Below are 19,000 nucleotides of genomic sequence, written 5' to 3' on the forward strand. Positions count from 1 at the left end.
CGCACGAGCCGACCGTCGGCGAGGTCGTTGCGCCACAGAAAGGGCGTCAGCATCGCGATCCCCTGCCCCGCGATCGCCGCGTGCCCTTCATGCGCCTGGACATCGAGCCGGATACCAGGGCGGATCTCGTTTTCGTCCACCTCGACGCCTGCCTCGCGCAGCCAGTGCGGCCACCAGGGATCGTTGGGGCTGATCATCGGCAGGCCGAGCATGGCTTCGGGCGCGATATGGCCGCCGTGACGGGCCAGGAAATCGGGGCTGCACATCGGCGTGAAATAGACCTGGAACAGCAGATGTTGCGCCAACCCCGGCCAGGGGCCTCACCCGGCGCGGACCACGACATCGACCTCGTCGCGCGCGAAGTCGGTCAGCTTGTCCTCGGCCAGCAAGCGCACCGCCATGCCGGGATTCGCCATCTGGAAGCCGCCCAGCCGCCAGGCCAGCCACGTGTTGGCGAAAGTCTGGGTGGTAGAAACCACCATCGTCGATTCGTTCTCGCTGCGCAGCCGCGCGAACGCAGCGTCGAGCGCGTCGAAGCCGCGGGCCACCTGCGGCGCCGCGCGCTCGCCGGCGGGCGTAAGCTGGACGCCGCGCCCGTCGCGCCGGAACAAAGCCACGCCGAGCCTCTCTTCCAATAACTTGACCTGATAGCTGACCGCCGCCTGCGTCATGCCCAATTCGGCGGCGGCGGCGGTAAAGTTCATATGGCGCGCGGCGGCCTCGAACACACGGACGGCGGCCAAGGGCGGAAGCTGGCGCATCCCGAAATCATAAGCTCTCCTTGTGAATGATATGCAAGCTTCGATTGGCATGCGGGCGCCGATGCGCCCATTTGGGACAGGCAGCGGCAGCCTGATCGCCGCAAAAAGGAGGTCGTCATGTCCAGCAGCGAATCCCCCACCCCGACGCCTGGCTTCTTCGAGCGCCTCGTCGAAATGCTTGCCGCCACCGATCGCTTCGTCGGCTGGTGGGGCGCGCATCGTGCCTGGCCCGCCAACGAATGTCCCCGGATCGGCCGTTGCCGCTAGACCTTGATCGATCCAGGCTGCGCCTGGGTCGTGAATCAAGGTCCCGACCATTTGAGTGAGCCCGATTCACGCCATCAGCGAAAGCGCATAGTGCTTTCACCGATAACGATCAGGCTCCAGACGGCACGGGCACAGAGAAGCCGGCCATAAACGCGCATCCCTTCGCGTTGCGGTTGGAGGTTAGCTGGGCTATATCCCATTGACCCGCCCCGTCGCGTCTTAGGCCGCGTCCGGGGCGCTTCTCATTTCGGTCCTTTGGGAGACTGCATTGTCCCGCCGCCGCCAGATTTACGAAGGCAAGGCCAAGATCCTCTACGAGGGTCCGGAGCCCGGCACGCTCATCCAATATTTCAAGGACGACGCGACCGCGTTCAACGCCCAGAAAAAGGGCACGATCAGCGGCAAGGGTGTGCTCAACAACCGCATTTCCGAGCATGTTTTCACCTTGCTCGCCAATATCGGCGTGCCTACCCACTTCATCCGCCGCCTCAACATGCGCGAGCAACTCATCCGCCAGGTCGAGATTATCCCGATCGAGGTCGTGATCCGCAACGTCGCCGCCGGCAGCCTCGCCAAGCGCCTCGGCATCGAGGAAGGTACCCAGCTGCCGCGCACGATCATCGAATATTATTACAAGGACGACGCGCTCGGCGATCCGCTGGTGAGCGAGGAGCATATCGCCTGTTTCGGCTGGGCCAGCCAGGACGAGATGCACGACATCGCCGACATGGCGATCCGCGTGAACGACTTCATGACCGGCCTGTTCGCAGGCGTCGGCATCCGCCTGGTCGACTTCAAGCTCGAGTTCGGCCGGCTGTGGGAAAATGATTACGCCCGCGTCATTCTCGCCGACGAGATCAGCCCCGACGGCTGCCGCCTGTGGGACATGGTCAGCGGCGAAAAGCTCGACAAGGATCGCTTCCGCCAGGATCTGGGCGGAGAAGCCGAAGCCTATCAGGAAATCGCGCGCCGCCTGGGCCTTTTGCCCGAAGGCGACACGATTGTGCTCGACATGGCCGAGCATCGCAAGAATCGGGGAAAGTAACGCTCGATCGGGAGTTGTAGTGGCATGGTGAAATTCCTGACTGTTGGATTGCTCCTCGCCAGCCTGGCCGCCCCCGCTGCAGCCAAGCCAAGGGCGATCGGCCAGACCTCCGCCCAGTTCGATTGCGATGCGATCGCGATCGATGCCCCGCTCGATCGTTCGACCTTGCGCGATCTCGGCCCCGCCCATTCGCTCGACGAGGCGGCGGCGGTGCTCAACAAGCATAAAGTCAAATATGAACGCGGTCCGCGCGTGCTGACGCTGAGCAGCGCGCCTGCCAAGCTGGTGCGCGACATAACGCTGATGAAGCAGGGCGAACCGATCATCCTTCCCAATGGCGACGGCAGCGCGATCTGCGTGCTGCGGCCTTCCGAGGATTCCATTTAAACCCTGTCAAGCGGTGCGCACCGCCACCGCGAATGCCTTCGCCGGATTACGGACGATGAGCGTGTCGATCTCGCCGGCCGTGAATCCCCTAGAGCGCAGGGCCGGCAGGAAACGCGTGAAAAGCGTTTCGTAGCTGCGGGCGGCACCGCCGCTGTCCTGGCCGACATTGTACCAGCCTGCATCCTGCGAGATCAGCACATGATCCAGCAGGCCTTCGTCCCGCATCCGGGTGACGAGCGCGGCATGCGAATCGATCGTGTCCGGATCGATACCGTCAAACTCGACCCACGCGCCCCGCCGCGCCGCTTCGATATGCCGGCCGACGTCCTTCTCGTTTTGCGCATGGATCCAGATCCAGGCCGACAGGCGCACGCCCTCCTGGTCCAGCACAGCCATCTGCTCGAACGCCGATGCCGCAGGACCGGTATGCGCGCCGATGGTGAGACCGGTCTCGCGATGCGCAATGGCGCCGGCCCGGATCAGCTTGCGCTCCACATCGCTGAGTGGGCCGCCGTTGAACCCAAGTTTGATGAAGCCGGGACGCACGCCCGACCCATCAATGCCGTGCGCGAACTCCTCGATCCAGCGCCGTGCCAGCGCGTCGTCACTGTCGGTGAACACCCAGGGCGGCAGGTGCGTGTTGTTGAACGCCGCATAATTGCCGGTCACGGTCAGTATATTGAGGCCGCTCCGTTCGGACAGGCTGCGTAACAGGACCGGATCACGCCCAAGGCCCACGGCTGTCGCATCAACGAATGTGCGGCATCCCAAGGCGCGAAGACGGCGCAGCCGGGGCAGAACGACGGTCATCACCGCGCCGCGATCATAGGCCAGAGGGTGACTTGCCCATTCCTGGTAGGACTGGAAATTGGCCAGCGCATGCTCGTGCGCAAGCGTCACACCCAAATCGCCCGCGTCGACCCATCCGCGCACGGTCATCGCGCGCGGGCGCGCATCGTCGCGTGCGGACAAGGCAGCGCCCGCGCAATTCTGCTCCAACAGGATTGCGGTCGCGGCGCCAAAAGCGGTTTGCAGCAGGTCACGTCGGCGCATGGGTCACCCTCCGAAAAATCGTGAAAGATGCCGGACTGCCGCCGGATTCATGTACCCCGTTCGAGTTTAATGCGCCGGGGCGATTTTGCAAAACGGCAGCAACGATGCGCTATTCAGTCGACCGGCCCTCTGCCGCAGCGATCGAGGCGTGCCGTTTGTCACGCGGAGCTGGCCCTTCGTCCCTTCCGGCTAGCGACGCGCGCGCGGACGTCGTGCTAGATCGACCCCAGACTCAATCTGAATTCGGGGATGGGCATCATGAAATTCCGTCGGGCGACGTTCGCCGCCGCCACCGCGCTTGTCGCCAGTGCATCCTTCGCCGCAACGCCAGTCTATCCGCCGTTCGGGCTCGATCTGACCGCACCCGACAAGACCACCAAGCCGGGCGACGACTTCTTCCAATATTCGAACGGCGCCTATCTCGCACGGCTGGAGATACCCGCGGACGAAATTTCGGCGGGCAAGCGCTTCGACATCACCAAGCGCAACGAAGCCAATCTCCATGCTTTGCTCGAAGACGCTGCCAAAGGCGTCGGCGCGGAGCCGGGCAATGTGAAAGGCAAGGTCGGCGCGATGTATGCCGCCTTCATGAACGAGGCCGCGATCGAGGCTGCCGGTGCCAAGCCGATCGCGCCCGAACTGGATGCGATCAAGGCTGCGCCCGATCGCGCCGCGCTGGCCAGCCTGATGGGGCGCTATGGCTTCTATCCCGCGCCGTTCGGCTATTGGATCGACCTCGATCAGAAGGATCCGGATCATTATGCGGTCTATCTCGGCGCGGGCGGCTATCTGCTGCCCGACCGCGATTATTATCTCACCCCCGATTTCGCCGCGCAGCGTGCCGCGATGCGGACCTACGTCGCGACCCTGCTCAAGCTGACCGGCTGGCCCGATGCGAACGCCAAAGCCGACGCGGTGATGGCGTTCGAGACCAAACTCGCCGAACTGAGCTGGACCAAGGTCCAGCAGCGCGATCCGACCACCCAATATAATCCGATGACGCCGGCCGAACTCGCCGCTTTTGCGCCCGGGTTCGACTGGCAGGCCTATCTCCAGAGCGCGGGGCTGGCGGGCAAGAAGAGCCTGATCGTCACCACCAATACCGCCTTCCCGGCGATGGCGAAACTGATCGCGGAAACGCCGGTCGACACGCTCAAGGCCTGGATGGCGTTCCGCGCGACGGATGCCACTGCACCCTATCTCAGCCACGCCTTCGCCGATCCCTATTTCGAACTGCACGGCCATGTGCTCGAGGGCCGGGCGACACAGAAGGAACGCTGGAAGCGCGGCATCGTCGCGGTGGGCGGCGGCGATTGCGGCGCCGAGCCCGCGAGCTGTTTCGGCACGCTCGACTGGGGCGTCGGGCAATTATTCTCCGAGCGTTATTTCCCGGCCGCGACCAAGGCCCAGGTCGAGGCGCTGGTCGCCAATCTGAAGATCGCCTTCCGCCATCGGATCGAGAAGCTCGACTGGATGGGCGCTGCGACCAAGGTCGAAGCGCTCAAGAAGCTCGACACCTATACGATCAAGGTCGGCTACCCAGACAAGCCCCGCGATTATTCCAACGTCGCGATCAGCCGCGACGACATCGTCGGCGACGTGCGCGCGGCGGCGGCGGGCGAATGGGCGTTCCAGCTCGGGCGCAGCGACGGCCCGGTCGACCGCACCGACTGGATCATGACGCCGCAGACCAACGACGCCTATAACGGCTCGCTGCGCGACATCGTTTTCCCGGCCGGTATCCTCCAGGCCCCGATCTTCGACGCGGCCGCCGATCCGGCGCTCAATTACGGCGCGATCGGCGGCGTGATCGGGCATGAGATGACGCACGGCTTCGACGATCAGGGCCGCCATATCGACGCGACCGGCGCGCTGCGCGACTGGTGGACGCCGGCAGATGCCGCCGCCTTCCAGGCGCGCGCCAAGGTGCTGGGCGATCAATATGCGACCTATGAGCCGGTGCCGGGCATGCACATCAACCCCAACCTGACGATGGGCGAGAATCTTGCCGATCTCGGCGGGCTGTCGATCGCGCTCGACGCCTATCATGCCTCTCTGCATGGCAAGCCCGCGCCAGTGATCGACGGCATCACCGGCGATCAGCGCGTCTTCCTCGGCTGGGCGCAGGCGTGGGCGGGCAAGATGCGGCCCGAGGCGATCCGCAAGCAGACCGCAAGCGACCCGCATTCCTATCGCAAGTTCCGCGTGAACGGCGTCGTGCGCAATATCGACGGCTGGTACGCCGCCTTCGGCATCAAGCCGGGCGACGCGCTCTACATTCCGCCGGAGAAACGCGCGCGCATCTGGTGAGGCAGCTCAGCCTTTCTGGCTGGCGATCCAGGTGTCGATCTTCTTTTCGAGCACGGTCATCGGCAACGCGCCGGTGTTGAGCAACTGCGTGTGGAAAGCCTTGGCGTCGAATTTCGGCCCCAAGGCCTGCATCGCGCGTATCTTGCAGTTGGTGATCGTGATCTGGCCGACCTTGTAGGCCAGCGCCTGGCCCGGAATGGCGATGTAGCGATCGACCTCGGCGGTGGCGTCGGTCACGCTCTCGGGTGAATTGTCGAGCATGTACTGGATCGAGCGGGCGCGGCTCCAGCCATAAGCATGGATGCCGCTGTCGACGACCAGCCGCATCGCGCGCAGCATCTCGTCATTGAGCCCGCCGATCCGCTGCCAGGGATCGCTCTCCATCCCCAATTGGCGCCACAGGCTCTCCGAATAGAGCGCCCAGCCCTCCTGGAAGGCGGTATTGCCGCCGTAGCGCATAAAATTGGGCAGGCGCGCATTCTCCTGCGCGAGGCTGATCTGGAAATGGTGGCCGGGCTCGCCTTCGTGGAGGAAGAGCGTCTCCATCTCCCACGTCAACCGCGAAGGCAGATCGTAGCTGTTATAATAGAAGACACCCGGTCGCGTGCCGTCGGCGGTGCCGGGATTGTAGGAGCCGCCGGCGGCGGTCTTCTCCTGGTAAGCCGGCACCGGGCGGATCTCGAGCGGCGTCTTCGGGATGGTCGCGAACTGCTCCGGAATGCGCTGCTCGACCTTGGCCTTGATCGCGAGATAGCCGTCGCGCAGCGCGATCGCGCTCTTGGGCTGGAAGCGCGGGCTGGAGCGCAGGAAAGCGAAGAATAATTTCGGGCTGCCCTTGAAGCCGACGATCTTCTGCTGCTCGGCCAGCTCGCGCCGGATGCGCGTCACCTCGTTCAGGCCAAGCTGGTGTACATCCTCCGCCGTCAGCGGCAGGGTTGTATTGGATTCAATCAGATATTCGTAAACCTTGATACCGCCTTTCATCTTGGAAAGGCCGATCGTCGGCCGCGCGGCGGGCAGATATTCGGTCTTGAGAAAGTTCCTGAGCCGCGTTTCGGCCGGGATCACCACAGTCTTGATCTGGGCGGCGTAGGCATCGCGCAGGCGCTTCTGTTCGGCGGCCGATATGCCGGCCGGGAATTGGCGGACGGGCCCGTAGAAGGTCGAATTCTCGACCCCCTGCCCGATCTGCGCATTGAGCTGATCGACAACGTTGCGGATCGTCAGGCGCGGCTGGACGATATTGAGCTGCATTCCCTGGCGGAAACGCGCGATGCTTTCGTCGAGCAGCGCCGCATATTGGGCGTTGCGCTTGAGGTTGTTGTCATAGTCCGCGACCGTCCCGAACGGCGCCGCGCCCTTGCCCGAGGCGATATCGGGGTACCAGAGGTGGATACCGAAGAAATGGTCGATCGGGCGGACCTGCAGCGACAGCAGCAACGGCTTGTCGGTGAGCAGGCGCAGATTTTCGCGCGTCTGCCATTCGAATGTGTCGTAGGCGATCTGATCGGTCTCATCGAGCTTCGACCGGTCGATCCCGCGCAACGCGACGAGGTCGTGCGCCGCCGCCGCGCGCTCCGCATCGTAATGCGCGTCGCTGAACGGATCGCCGATGCGGTCGGCATAACGCATGTCGCCGCGGCTGAGCGCCTCGATCGGATTGCGCTTGAGCTCCGCCTCGTCGCTCGCCTGGAACAAGGCGAACAGGCGGGCATGTTCCTGCGGCGAGGCCACGGGTTGGGCGACGGCAGGAACCGCCAGAGCGATCAGGGCAGCGAACGAAACAAGACGCATCAATAACTTCCCGTCATGCCGGACTTGCTCCGGCATCCACCGTGCCGCGCGCGCTTCCTTGCCTCTTGGTGGACCCCGGAACAAGTCCGAGGTGACGAAGGACTACACCTAGCTGTTTACCGACAAAACCAGCTTGGGATCGGGGATGTCGTCCGCCTGATGGCCCTCAATCGGGACCACGGCGGTGCCGATCGCGAAGAATTCGATCACATGGCTCGACCAGTTATGGCTGCCTTCGTGCAGATCGGCGCCGACCACGCCTTCGGCGCCCGCCTTGCTCGCTTCGAGCTGCATCCGCTCCATCGCGATCTCGCGCGCTTCGTAGAGCGCGAGGCTGAAATTGCCGAGCTCCACATTCTGCCCGACCGCACCCAACGTCGCGAACATGCCGCGCCGCGCGACGTGATAGACGCAGCTGCCCATCACCATTTCGAGCGGGCGATAGCCGGCACTGAGCAAGGTCCAGAAATCCTGACCTGAAAGCGCCGAGGTGAAAGGCTGGCCGCTCGGGCCCTTGAAGCCCTGATGACCCTTGGCGTGGACGATGCCGGTGCCGATCGCGACGAATTCGAGGATCTTGCTGTCCCATTCGAGCCGCTTGACCGTCAGCCGCACGCCGACGATCCCGTCCGCGCCCATATTGGCGGCCTCGAGCCGCATCCGCTCCATCGCCAGCGCGCGCGCCTCGTACATGGCGAGGCTGAGCTGCTCGAGTTCGACGTTCGAACCCCAGCCCGCGAACTGAAAGCCGAGATGGTAGATGCACGAGCCGACGCAGAGGCCAACCGGCTCGAACCCGGCCTTTCGCACCAGCAGGAATTCGTTGACCGAGAAATCGGAGGTGAAGACGCCGTCGGGATGACCCTGGCTGCGCAGCCCCTTGAGCCGTGCCAGCGCGTGCTGCGGAATAGATTGTTCGTCGGCCATCAGATCGGCCCCTCCCCTTCACCCAGATCGTGCGAATAGACGTTGTGGCGGTGGCCGCGCGCCTCGCTCAGTATGTCGCTGTCGCGCATGTCGAGCACCATCTCGATCCCGTGCGGGACGTCGGCGCCCGACGACGGTGCCGATCACGATATGGCGGCCGAGATAGGCGGGCGGCTGCTTGTCGCGTTCCTGGCGGATGATCTGGCCGAAATTGGTGTGCGCGAGCACGCCATTGCCCATCGTCGCGGTATGCGCGCGCAGATCCGCATGCGCGTCGCGGCGAATGCTTTCCCAGAACTGGCCAAGCTCGGTCAACGGCTGGTTGCCCGCGAAGACGCTCGATTGCATCTGCGTCATCCGGCCGCCCCAACCATTGCCCCAGCCACTGCCGAAGCCGCCGCCAAGCCATTCGTAGCGCGCGCCGACCGCGATCCCGGTCGGGACGATCCCCATTTCGAGCAATTGCACGAATTCGAGCGCGGGCACGGTAGCGATCACCGGATCCGCGCTCGGCGGCAGGCCGTCGACGCGGATCGCGGTGCCGAGCAACGTGAAGTCCATGCTCGGTCCGAAGCGATGGCGGATCGTGCGCATCTGCACGTCGACCACCGCATTGGCGCCCGCCGCGAACGCCTCCTGCCTTATGCGGTCGAGCGCATAGGCCCAGCCTTCGGCATGGCCCTCGGTCCAGCTGAAGCCGAAATTATACCAGCAGGTGCCCGATACGGTCGCGATCGGCCGGCAGCCATGGCTGCGGATCGTGAGCAATTCGGCGGGCGTCATCGTCGCGACCCAGGGCGTGCGGCCCGCGCGCGCATCGGCGAGGCGTTCGAGCACGGGCTGCGGTAGCCGGCCTTCCGCCAGCGCGGCTTCCCAGTCGCGGTCGCGCGCCTGCGCTGCGGCGCTTTGCTGGGGAGCGTTGCGGTTGGACAAGGCCACTGACGAAACTCCCTTCGAAGCGGACGTTAGCCCTGGCCTTTCGCCGCCGCCAGTTCCCCGATCATTTCGTGGAGCGCACCCAGGCAATCCTCGCCCATCCGCATGCAGCGTTCGGGCGACCAGCCAAACTCGGGATCCGCGAGCGCGTCATTGTCCTTGAACGGCATTTCCAGCGTCATCGCGACCGCGCCGAAGCGATTGGCGAGCTGGTTGGTCGACATGGTCAGATTGGCGCTGCCCGGCCCCGCCACCGCATAGCCATGCTCGATCTGGAAGTCGGGCGAGCGCCGCGCCAGCGTCTCGCGGAAGAGCGCGTAGAGTTCGCCCTGGCGGTCGGTCCAGTTGGGGATGCCCTCGAAACCGGCGAGGAAGACGTAGGGAATCGCCTCGTCGCCATGGACGTCCATCGCGAAATCGACGCCGGTTTCGTCCATCTTGTTGCGCACGCACAGCACTTCCGGGCTGCGCTCGGCCGTGGGCTCGTGCCATTCGCGGTTGAGGTTCACGCCGGCCGCATTGGTGCGCAGATGGCCGCGCTTCGACCCGTCCGGGTTCATGTTGGGCACGACGTGGAAGGTCGCCTCACGCCGCAGCACGCGTGCGACCGGATCGGCGGGATCGGTCAGGCGGCCGAGCGCGCCTTCCATCCACCATTCGGCCATGCTCTCGCCGGGATGCTGGCGGGCGTAGAGCCACACCTGCAATTTGCCTTCGCCGATATGGAGGCAGTCCATTTCCTGCCCGTCGAGCGTCTGTCCGAGCGATTCGTAAGCGACGTCCGGAATGCCCGCGATGGTCGCGACCAGATCATGGTGCCGCTCCATCGAATAAGGCGCGAAATAAGCGAACCACAGAGTATCGCTGTCGGCCTTGTGGCGGATCGTCAGGACCTTGCCGTCATAGCTGGTGTCGGCCAGGCGCCAATCCTCGCGATCCTCCGACCAGCGCGCCGAATAGCCCGGCCAGCCCAAGGGATAGGCCGAGCCGCCGGCGTTGAGGATGCGAAGCTCGACCTCGCGCCCCTTCGCGCCAAGCAGGCGGAAGTGGAACCATTGGAAGAAATCCGACTGGTGATCCTTGACGATCTCCAGATCGAATCGGTTTCCATCCTGCTTGAGGACACGGATATTGCCGCTGTCGAAGGCGGCCGAAATGTGGGCTGTCATTTCACCGTGATAGTGCGGCCCGAAACCCCGGGGAAGCCCTGGAAAACCGCTGACGCCAGACGGTGCACGGCGGCGTCCGGCTGCGAATCGGGCGTACCGAAGCGCGCCGCCGTCTCGGCGCGGCCTTCCCAGATGGTGGTGCCGTCCGAACGGCGCTTGATCTGCACGATCAAGCGGGTCGAGACATTTTGCGTGGGCTTGCCGGCGATGGTCGTGCCGACGCTGCCGCCAGCGCCGCCGTGATAGCCATAACTGCCGCCGCCGATTCCGATCGAGAAGGACGAGCGCGGCGGGCCGTCGAAGAAGGCGCGATCGACCTGGATCACCGCCACCTGTTCCGACTTGGCGAGGCCGGGCGCCTCGGTGAAGCCGATCCGCGCGAGTTCTGCCCCGACGATGCTGGCATAGGTCTGGAATTCGGGGCTGCCATGATCGGCGGCAATCATCGGCTCGACGCTGATCTGCCCGGTCGCGATCGGCTGATTGAGGTGAAAGCGCGTGACCTGCGTGCTCGGCCCGGTCGTGCAGCCTGCCAGGGTCGCGGCCCCCAGCATTGCGATAGCCAGCTTGCGCATCGTCCGTTTTCCTCCGTCTTGAGCGATTGCAACGCTAGAGCAACGATTTCGCTGCATGGGCGCTGAACAAGGTAAAATGGCACCGTGCGGGTTGACTTGAAGCGCCTCTGACCATAGGGAGCGCCAACTTTTCCGCAGCTTTTGGATAGATAGGCAGGGTTTCCCCGTGAAGATCCGTAATTCTTTGAAGTCGCTCAAGGACCGTCATCGGGACAACCGCGTGATCCGCCGTCGCGGCCGCACCTATGTCATCAACAAGACCAACCGCCGCTTCAAGGCGCGTCAGGGCTAAGCCTTTCCCCGAGCGGGGATGATGAAGCGGCCGCGCGAAAGCGCGGCCGTTTTCGTTTGTACGCTTGAGCCTTTCCATCGTCATTGCGAGCCGCGAAGCGGCGAAGCAATCCGGGCTTGTCTATGGGCGCGTACTGGATTGCTTCGCTGCGCTCGCAATGACGGCTTTGGGTTTTCGTTTGCGCTGAAGATTCGGCTGAGACAGGCTCATCGGCAAAGGAGACTCAGATGCGTCTTGCCCTTCTGTGCGCCACCTCTTTCCTCTCGACCGGCGCGATCGCCGCCCCGCTCTCTACCGCGCAGATCGGCGCGATCGATGCCGCCGCGCAGAAGACGCTCAAGACCACCGGTGTGCCCGCGGTCTCGATCGCGGTCGTGGAGGATGGCGCGATCGTCTACGCGCACGCTTACGGGCTGCAGCGCGCGGGCGCGCCGGCGCGGGCCGAGGCGCGCTACAAGATCGCGTCCATCTCCAAGCAATTCACCGCCCAGGCGATGCTGTTGCTGGCGGAGGACGGCAAGCTCTCGCTCGACGATCCCGTCTCCAAATATCTGCCCGGCCTGACCCGCGCCAACGAGATCAAATTGCGGCAATTGTTGTCGCACACGTCGGGCTATCGCGACTACTGGCCACAGGATTTCTCCTTTGCCGACATGGCGGAGCCGACCACGCCGGCGCATATCCTCGACAAATGGGCTAGGACGCCGCTCGATTTCGATCCGGGCACGCGCTGGCAATATTCGAACACGGGCTATGTCATCGCCGGCCAGATCGTCGAGAAGGTGGCGGGCATGCCCCTGCTCGATTTCCTCAAGCTGCGGATGTTCGACCGGCTCGGCATGCACCCGGTCGATCAGGATATCGGCCTGATCGACGCCGATCCGCTCGGTTATCATCGCTATGCGGCCGGGCCGGTGCTGGTTGAGAAGCAGGCCGCGCCGGGCTGGCTCTATGCCGCGGGCGAACTGGCGATGAGCGCGTCGGATCTCGCGCGTTACGACATTTCGGTGATCGACCAGACCATCCTCAAGACGGCCAGCTATCGCGAGCAGCAGACCGAGGTGCTGCTGACCAATGGCGCGGGCACCGATTACGGCCTGGGCGTCGATGTCGACGTCAGGAAGGGTCACCGCCGCATCAGCCATGGCGGCGAAGCGGTCGGCTATCTCTCCCAAAACCGCATCTACCCCGACGATCATGCCGCGATCGTCGTGCTCGACAATGCCGATTTCGGAAACGCCCAGACCAGCATCGCCGACGCGATCGAGGACATAATATTCGCCGACAATGGCGATGTTGGCCGCGCGCGCAACGTGTTCGAAGGCCTGCGCGCGGGCAAGATCGACCGCGCCCAATTCACCGCCAACGGCAATTATTATTTTACGGCCCAGGCGCTCGCCGATTACCGCACCAGCCTCGCGGCGCTGGGCGAGCCTAAGAGCTTCACGCGTAAATCCTCCAGCCTGCGCGGCGGATTCACCGCCGAGGTCTACACGCTGGATTACGGGACCAAGAAGCTGACGATCGTCCTGCGCGCCGAACCCGGCCCCAACGGCCGGATCGAGCAGTTCACCGTCTATCCGGCAGACTAGTCCGAATTATGCCCTTCCAGCTCCTTGCCGGTCAGGCGCTGGACGTGGAGCATATTGGTCGAACCCGGCGTGCCGAACGGGACGCCGGCCATGATGATGATCTTCTCGCCCGATTTGGCGATGCCGTGACGAAGCGCCATGCGCTTCGATTTCGCGACCATCTCCTCGAAATTGGAGACGTCCTTGGTGATCACCGCATGCGCGCCCCACAACAGGCCGAGACGGCGCGCGGTCTGCTCGTTGGGCGTCAGCACGAGCAAAGGCACTGACGGTCGGTCGCGCGCGATACGGCGGGCGGACGCACCCGAATTGGTGAAGCAGATGATCGCGGCGGCCGAAATCGTCTCGGCGATCTCCTTCGCCGCTTCGGACAAGGCGTCGGCGGTGGTGGGATCGGGCAAGGTCTGCGTGAAGTGGAGCCGCGCCTTGTAACCGGGGTCGTTCTCGACCGCGATCGCGATGCGATCCATCATCGACACCGATTCTTCGGGCCACGCACCGGCGGCGCTCTCTGCCGACAGCATGATCGCATCGGCGCCGTCATAGATGGCGGTGGCGACATCGGACACTTCGGCGCGGGTCGGGCTCGGCGAGACGATCATCGATTCGAGCATCTGCGTCGCGACCACGACCGGGCGACCCATGCGGCGCGCGGTCTCGACGATCTGCTTCTGGACGAGCGGCACCTGCTGCGGCGGCAATTCGACGCCGAGATCGCCGCGCGCGACCATCACCGCGTCGGCCAACTCCAGGATTTCCTCGAGCCGTTCGACCGCGGCGGGCTTCTCGATCTTGGCGAGCACCGCCGCCTTTCCGCCGATCAGACGGCGCGCCTCGGCGACGTCCTCCGGCCGCTGGACGAAGGACAAAGCAATCCAGTCCGCCCCCTGCTCGACCGCGAACGCCAGATCGATGCGGTCCTTCTTGGTCAGTGCCGCCATCGGCACGACCACGTCGGGTACGTTCAAGCCCTTGCTGTTGGATAGAGCGCCGCCGACCTCGACCAAAGTCTCGATCCGGTCCTTCTCGACACCCGACACGCGCAGCACCAATTTGCCGTCGTCGAGCAGCAAGCGCGCACCAATTTCGAGCGCGGCGAAGATTTCCTTGTGCGGCAGTTCGACGCGGTCGGCATTGCCCGGCGTGGAATCGCGGTCGAGCACGAAGGTCTGGCCGGTCTCGAGGAAGACCTTGCCCTCCTCGAACTTGCCGACGCGCAGCTTGGGGCCCTGGAGATCGAACAGGATCGTGCTCGGGCGGCCCAGCTCCTTCTCGAGCGCGCGGATCGCCTTGACCAGCGGCTCCTTATCGGCGTGGGCGCCGTGGCTCATGTTGATGCGGAACGCGTCCGCACCCGCCATGAACAGCTTGCGGATCATCTCCGGCGAGCTCGAAGCGGGCCCGAGCGTCGCGAGGACGCGGACCTTGCGGCTGCGCGGCGCAAACTGGTTGGGCAAGGGCACCTCTCATTAACTTGAGTCAGCGCGTCCCTACGCGGGGCGGTCCCGCAAAGTCGAGCCAAACATAGCCCACCCTGTGGGAAACTTACGCCTTGAGCCGCATATCCAGATAATCGTCCACCGACTTCATCAGCTGGGTCATTTCATGTTCGAAGAAATGGTTCGCGCCGGGGATGGTGTCGTGATGGATCGTGATGTGGCGTTGGGTGCGCAGCTTGTCGACCAGCTTCTGGGTCGCGCCCGGAGTCGCCACCTCGTCATTCTCGCCCTGGATGATGATGCCCGAGGACGGGCACGGTGCGAGGAAGGTGAAATCATAGAGGTTGGCCGGCGGTGCGACCGAGATGAAACCCTTAATCTCGGGCCGGCGCATCAGCAGCTGCATGCCGATCCACGCGCCGAAGCTGACGCCGCCGATCCAGGTGGTCTGCGCTTCCGGATGGATCGACTGGACCCAGTCGAGCGCGCTCGCGGCGTCGGACAATTCGCCGATACCGTTGTCGAACACGCCCTGGCTTTTGCCGACGCCCCGGAAATTGAAGCGCAAGGTCGCGAAACCGCGCCTCACGAAGGTCTGGTACATCGCCTGGACGATGCGGTTGTTCATCGTGCCCCCGGCTTGCGGGTGCGGATGGAGGATCATCGCAACGGGTGCGCGCGGACGCGGGCCGGGGCTGAAACGGCCCTCGAGGCGGCCTTCGGGGCCGGGGAAAATGACGTCTGGCATCGGTCTCGCTTGGTTTGATTGGGGGCGCTTGGGTGTGCGCGTGGCTCGTGCCTATATAGAAAAGGCCCGCCGCGGTGCAATCACGGAGAAAGAACCAGCTTGGCCGACCGCATCTATCTCGATCATGCCGCGACCACGCCGGTGCTGCCCGAAGCGCGCGCAGCGATGGCAGAAGCGATGGCGCGCTGGGCGAACCCCTCCTCCCCGCATGCCGAAGGCCGCGCCGCCAAGGCCGCGCTGGAGGATGCGCGCGGGCGGATCAAGGGGGCTCTGGGCTGGGCGCATGAGCTGATCTTCACGTCGGGCGCTACCGAGGCGGCGACGCTGGCGCTGGGCCGCGCCAAGCTCACGGCCAGAGCTGTATCGGCGATCGAGCATGATTCCGTCCGCCGCGCCGCGCCCGATTCCCAGCTGATCCCTGTGGACGCGGACGGCATCGTCGATCTCGACACCATAACCGAACGCACGCTGTTGGCGATCCAGACGGTCAACAGCGAGACCGGTGTGATCCAGCCACTCGACCAGATCGCGGCGGCGATCCGTTCCAAAGGTGGCCTCTGGCTAGCGGATGCAGCGCAATCGGCGGGAAAGATCCCGCTGCCCGATGCAGACCTGATCGTCGTTTCAGCGCATAAATTGGGCGGACCACCCGGCATAGGCGCCTTGCTTGTCAAGGATTTGGCGGTGCTTGCTCCGATCGGAGGTCAGGAAAAGGGCTATCGTGGCGGGACCGAGAACGGGCCGGCGGCGATCGGCTTCGCTGTTGCGCTGGAAGCGCGCGGATCACGCGATAGCCTGACCAGGCTGCGTGATCGGCTGGACGAGGGCGCACGCCGGATCGGCGGCACGATCGTGGCCGAACACTCCCCGCGCCTGCTCGAAATCGCCTCCTACCGCCTGCCGGGTCTGGCGGCGGCGGCGCAGCTGATCGAACTCGACATGGCCGGTATCGCCGTGTCGGCGGGCAGCGCCTGCTCGTCGGGCACGCTCAAGCCGAGCCAGGTGCTGACCGCGATGGGCTGGGCCGAGGAGCAGGCGCGCGAGGTGATCCGCGTCAGCATCGCCCCGCAAACGACGATGGCCGAGGTCGAGCGCTTCCTCCAAATCTGGAGCGATCTGGCCGAACGGCGGCGCGCGGCATGATCTATCTCGATTATCAGGCAACCACTCCGCTCGCGCCGGAAGCACGCGACGCGATGCTTCCCTGGCTCGACAAGTTCGGCAATCCGCACTCGCCCCACCGGCTCGGCCGCGAGGCCGCTGCCGCGATCGAGGTCGCGACCGCGCAGGTCGCCGCCACGCTGGGGGATGCGAACGGCCATGGCCGGCTGATCTTCACGTCCGGCGCGACCGAGGCGGCGAATTGGGCGCTGCAGGGTGCGATAGCCCGCACGCCACGGCGCAAGATCGTGACGATCGCCACCGAACATGCCTGCGTGCTCGATACGGCCGAATGGCTCGCGCAAAGAGGCATCGAACTGGTCGTGCTGCCCGTGCTGGCCAACGGGCTTGTCGACCTCGACGTCGCCGCGGCGGCGATTGACGGCCAAACCGCTTTGGTGGCGGCGATGTTGGTCAATAACGAGATCGGCGTGATCCAGCCAATCAATGCCCTCGCCCGCCTCGCCCACGACGCAGGCGCCTTGTTCTTCTGCGATGCGGTCCAGGGCTTTGGGCGGGTCGATCTGCCGCTCGACGTCTGCGACCTCGCCGCCATCTCCGCGCACAAGCTCCACGGCCCCAAGGGGATCGGCGCGCTCTGGCTGCGCAACGGATTGGACTGGCCGCCGCTGATCCATGGCGGCGGGCAGCAACAGGGGCTGCGATCCGGGACATTGAGCCCGATGCTCTGCGCCGGCTTCGGCGCGGCGGCGCGGCTAGCCGAGCAGAGACGCGATAGAGATAGGCAACATATCAGAGAGTTATCGGATATATCCGACAGATTGTTCGAGGATTGGACGATCAACGGCGACCGCTTCTCGCGCTATGTCGGCAACCTCAATCTGCGGCGCGCCGGTGTCGACGCCAACCGCCTGATCTCGGACGTGCGCGAGGTCGCTTTCTCGGCGGGATCGGCCTGTGCGAGTGGATCGGGGCGGCCGAGCCATGTGCTGCGCGCCGTGGGTTTGAGCGAGGTGGAAGCACGATCGTCGATCCGGCTTGGCTTTGGCCGCTACACGACCCAAGAGGAAATCGAGCAGGCCGCCAGCCTTATCAATCAGGCGGCGGCGCGTCAGTTGGAGTGGGCATGAGGGTAAGGTTCGTTTCCGCCGACGGCGATTCCGTACGCGAGGTTGAGGCGACGACAGGCGACAGGCTGCTCGAAGTCGCGCAGGCGGACGGCCAGCCGCTCGAAGGCACGTGCGAAGGCCAGATGGCCTGTTCCACCTGCCATGTGATCGTCGATCCGGCCGATTTCGACAAATTGCCGGCGGCCAGCGCGGACGAGGACGATCTGCTCGATCTGGCGGCGCATGTGACCCGAACAAGCCGCCTGTCCTGCCAGATCTGGCTGCAGGAGGATTGGGGCAGCCTGACCGTGCGCGTTCCCGCGGAAGCGCGCGACATGCAGGGGCGCTAGGCCGCGGCCTTCTTTTCCTTCGGCCGGTCCTCACTCAGGTCTTCGCCGCCCGCCGCCTCGAGCAGCAGCCGCTCCAGCGTGCGCAACCGCGCCGGCGTCTCGATCTTGTCGCCGAGCAGATCGGTTACATAGAAAACGTCGATCGCGCGCTCGCCATAGGTGGCGATATGCGCCGAATGGATCGTGACCTTGGCCTGGAACAGCGCGCGCGCCAGCGCATAGAGCAAGGCCGGCCGGTCGCCCGCATTGATCTCGACCACGGTGTAGCGGTTCGACGCATTGTTATCGACCAGCACGGTAGGCACGGTTTCGAAGGCGTGCGCGCGCGTGCGCGGCGCGGGCTTCGCGGCGAGCTTGGTGGCGAGCTGGTTGCGCGCCATCAGCGCGTCCTCGATCGACTGGGCGAGGCGCTTGAGCCGGTGCGGATCGTCAAACGCCTGCCCGAACGGGTCCTGCACCAGGAAATTGTCGACCGCCATGCCGTCGCGCGTGGTGTAGATGCGCGCGTCGATGATGTTGCCGCCGGCCAAATGGATCGCGCCGGCGATCCGGTAGAACAGGCCGGGATGGTCGCCGGCATAGATGGTGACGAGGGTCGCGCCGCGCTGTGCATCGGCGGTCGCGACGATCGCCAGCGCCTTGTCCGCCGCGTCGGCGGTCGCGATCTGGCGTGCATTGCGTTCGAGCACGTCGACGCTTTCCGCGACCCAATAGCTGTCCGGAAAGCGCTTGGCATATTTGTCGAAGCGATCTTCGCTCCAATCGAGCGCGGTCGCGAGCTCCTCCCGCTTGGTCGAAATCCGCTCGCCACGCCCGCGCTGCTTGTGGCCGAGCCGGAGCACTTCTTCGGCTGCGTCGTACAGGTCGGTCAGCAATTGCCGCTTCCAGCCGTTCCAGATGCCGGGCCCCACCGCGCGGATGTCGACAATGGTGAGGAGCAACAGCAGCCGTAGGCGCTCGGGGCTCTTCACCACCTCGGCGAAATCGAGGATCGTCTTGAAATCGGCCAAGTCGCGCTTGAACGCGGTCGCCGACATCAGCAGGTGATAGCGTACCAGCCAGGCGACCGCCTCGGTCTCGGCGGCGGTCATGCCGAGGCGCGGACAGAGCTTCTCCGCCACCTC

General features: G+C 64.9%; 19 protein-coding genes and 1 pseudogene. 9 read left to right on the forward strand and 11 right to left on the reverse strand.

The genetic code is table 11. The features are described 5' to 3' along the window. On the reverse strand, positions 1-305 hold a 305-nt coding region (locus VK533_RS11020; protein ID WP_324377391.1), incomplete at its 3' end, for a LysR substrate-binding domain-containing protein. 15 nt (positions 306-320) lie between these two features. Then, positions 321-761 (reverse strand): LysR family transcriptional regulator, encoded by a 441-nt coding sequence (locus VK533_RS11025; protein WP_324377393.1) that lies wholly within the window; start codon positions 759-761, stop codon positions 321-323. A gap of 117 nt (positions 762-878) precedes the next feature. Here VK533_RS11025 and VK533_RS11030 point away from each other — a divergent pair, with 117 nt between their 5' ends. From VK533_RS11030 to VK533_RS11040, 3 genes are all read left to right on the forward strand, one after another. Next, positions 879-1,028, forward strand: a complete 150-nt coding sequence (locus VK533_RS11030; protein WP_324377395.1) for a hypothetical protein — start codon at positions 879-881, stop codon at positions 1,026-1,028. 268 nt (positions 1,029-1,296) lie between these two features. After that, positions 1,297-2,073: a phosphoribosylaminoimidazolesuccinocarboxamide synthase gene (gene purC, locus VK533_RS11035; RefSeq protein WP_324377397.1), complete on the forward strand. Its 777-nt coding sequence runs from the start codon at positions 1,297-1,299 to the stop codon at positions 2,071-2,073. 24 nt (positions 2,074-2,097) lie between these two features. Further along, positions 2,098-2,460 (forward strand): hypothetical protein, encoded by a 363-nt coding sequence (locus VK533_RS11040; RefSeq protein WP_324377400.1) that lies wholly within the window; start codon positions 2,098-2,100, stop codon positions 2,458-2,460. A 6-nt stretch (positions 2,461-2,466) separates the two neighbouring features. On the opposite strand, the gene VK533_RS11045 is transcribed toward VK533_RS11040, so the two are convergent. Beyond that, positions 2,467-3,399, reverse strand: a complete 933-nt coding sequence (locus VK533_RS11045) for a hypothetical protein (RefSeq protein ID WP_324377402.1) — start codon at positions 3,397-3,399, stop codon at positions 2,467-2,469. Between the two features lie 372 nt (positions 3,400-3,771). Here VK533_RS11045 and VK533_RS11050 point away from each other — a divergent pair, with 372 nt between their 5' ends. Then, positions 3,772-5,823, forward strand: a complete 2,052-nt coding sequence (locus VK533_RS11050) for a M13 family metallopeptidase (protein WP_324377404.1) — start codon at positions 3,772-3,774, stop codon at positions 5,821-5,823. 6 nt (positions 5,824-5,829) lie between these two features. On the opposite strand, the gene VK533_RS11055 is transcribed toward VK533_RS11050, so the two are convergent. From VK533_RS11055 to VK533_RS11075, 5 genes are all read right to left on the reverse strand, one after another. Continuing rightward, positions 5,830-7,617: a DUF885 domain-containing protein gene (locus VK533_RS11055; protein ID WP_324377406.1), complete on the reverse strand. Its 1,788-nt coding sequence runs from the start codon at positions 7,615-7,617 to the stop codon at positions 5,830-5,832. A gap of 108 nt (positions 7,618-7,725) precedes the next feature. Then, entirely contained in the window at positions 7,726-8,544 is an 819-nt protein-coding gene (locus VK533_RS11060; RefSeq protein ID WP_324377408.1) for a heavy metal-binding domain-containing protein, read from the reverse strand. An 18-nt stretch (positions 8,545-8,562) separates the two neighbouring features. Then, positions 8,563-9,483, reverse strand: coding sequence for a hypothetical protein (locus tag VK533_RS11065; protein WP_324377410.1), 921 nt, complete (start codon positions 9,481-9,483; stop codon positions 8,563-8,565). 26 nt (positions 9,484-9,509) lie between these two features. Next, positions 9,510-10,649, reverse strand: coding sequence for a M14 family metallopeptidase (locus VK533_RS11070; RefSeq protein WP_324377412.1), 1,140 nt, complete (start codon positions 10,647-10,649; stop codon positions 9,510-9,512). Further along, the gene (locus VK533_RS11075; protein ID WP_324377414.1) at positions 10,646-11,224 is read right to left on the reverse strand and encodes a DUF4136 domain-containing protein; all 579 of its coding nucleotides are present in this window, start codon (positions 11,222-11,224) and stop codon (positions 10,646-10,648) included. Before VK533_RS11075 ends, VK533_RS11070 begins: the two co-directional genes overlap by 4 nt. Positions 11,225-11,390: 166 nt before the next feature. On the opposite strand from VK533_RS11075, the gene ykgO reads away from it, so the two are divergent. After that, a complete protein-coding gene (ykgO, locus tag VK533_RS11080) occupies positions 11,391-11,516 on the forward strand; it encodes a type B 50S ribosomal protein L36 (protein ID WP_003046794.1) in 126 nt (41 codons plus the stop codon). Between the two features lie 227 nt (positions 11,517-11,743). Next, complete coding sequence (locus VK533_RS11085; RefSeq protein WP_324377574.1) at positions 11,744-13,108, forward strand: serine hydrolase domain-containing protein; 1,365 nt, start codon at positions 11,744-11,746, stop codon at positions 13,106-13,108. On the opposite strand, the gene pyk is transcribed toward VK533_RS11085, so the two are convergent. Together pyk and VK533_RS11095 are read right to left on the reverse strand one after the other, a co-directional pair. Then, positions 13,105-14,565, reverse strand: coding sequence for a pyruvate kinase (pyk, locus tag VK533_RS11090; RefSeq protein ID WP_324377576.1), 1,461 nt, complete (start codon positions 14,563-14,565; stop codon positions 13,105-13,107). The genes VK533_RS11085 and pyk overlap by 4 nt on opposite strands. 88 nt (positions 14,566-14,653) lie before the next feature. Then, positions 14,654-15,295 carry an alpha/beta hydrolase gene (locus VK533_RS11095; RefSeq protein WP_324377578.1) on the reverse strand — a complete coding sequence of 214 codons (642 nt, stop codon included), beginning with the start codon at positions 15,293-15,295 and terminating at the stop codon, positions 14,654-14,656. 99 nt (positions 15,296-15,394) lie between these two features. On the opposite strand from VK533_RS11095, the gene VK533_RS11100 reads away from it, so the two are divergent. From VK533_RS11100 to VK533_RS11110, 3 genes are read left to right on the forward strand one after another with little or no spacing between them, the layout of a single operon-like run. Then, positions 15,395-16,438, forward strand: a complete 1,044-nt coding sequence (locus VK533_RS11100; RefSeq protein WP_324377579.1) for a cysteine desulfurase family protein — start codon at positions 15,395-15,397, stop codon at positions 16,436-16,438. Continuing rightward, positions 16,435-17,547: a cysteine desulfurase family protein gene (locus VK533_RS11105; protein ID WP_324377581.1), complete on the forward strand. Its 1,113-nt coding sequence runs from the start codon at positions 16,435-16,437 to the stop codon at positions 17,545-17,547. The genes VK533_RS11100 and VK533_RS11105 overlap by 4 nt, the downstream gene beginning before the upstream one ends. After that, positions 17,544-17,876, forward strand: a complete 333-nt coding sequence (locus VK533_RS11110; protein ID WP_324377584.1) for a 2Fe-2S iron-sulfur cluster-binding protein — start codon at positions 17,544-17,546, stop codon at positions 17,874-17,876. Before VK533_RS11105 ends, VK533_RS11110 begins: the two co-directional genes overlap by 4 nt. Here VK533_RS11110 and VK533_RS11115 read toward each other — a convergent pair. Continuing rightward, a pseudogene (locus VK533_RS11115) lies at positions 17,873-19,000 on the reverse strand (bifunctional uridylyltransferase/uridylyl-removing protein); the annotation flags it as partial. The gene VK533_RS11110 and the pseudogene VK533_RS11115 overlap by 4 nt on opposite strands.

The sequence above is a fragment of the Sphingomonas sp. genome (assembly GCF_035317925.1).
In the GTDB taxonomy this organism is placed as follows: domain Bacteria; phylum Pseudomonadota; class Alphaproteobacteria; order Sphingomonadales; family Sphingomonadaceae; genus Sphingomonas_I.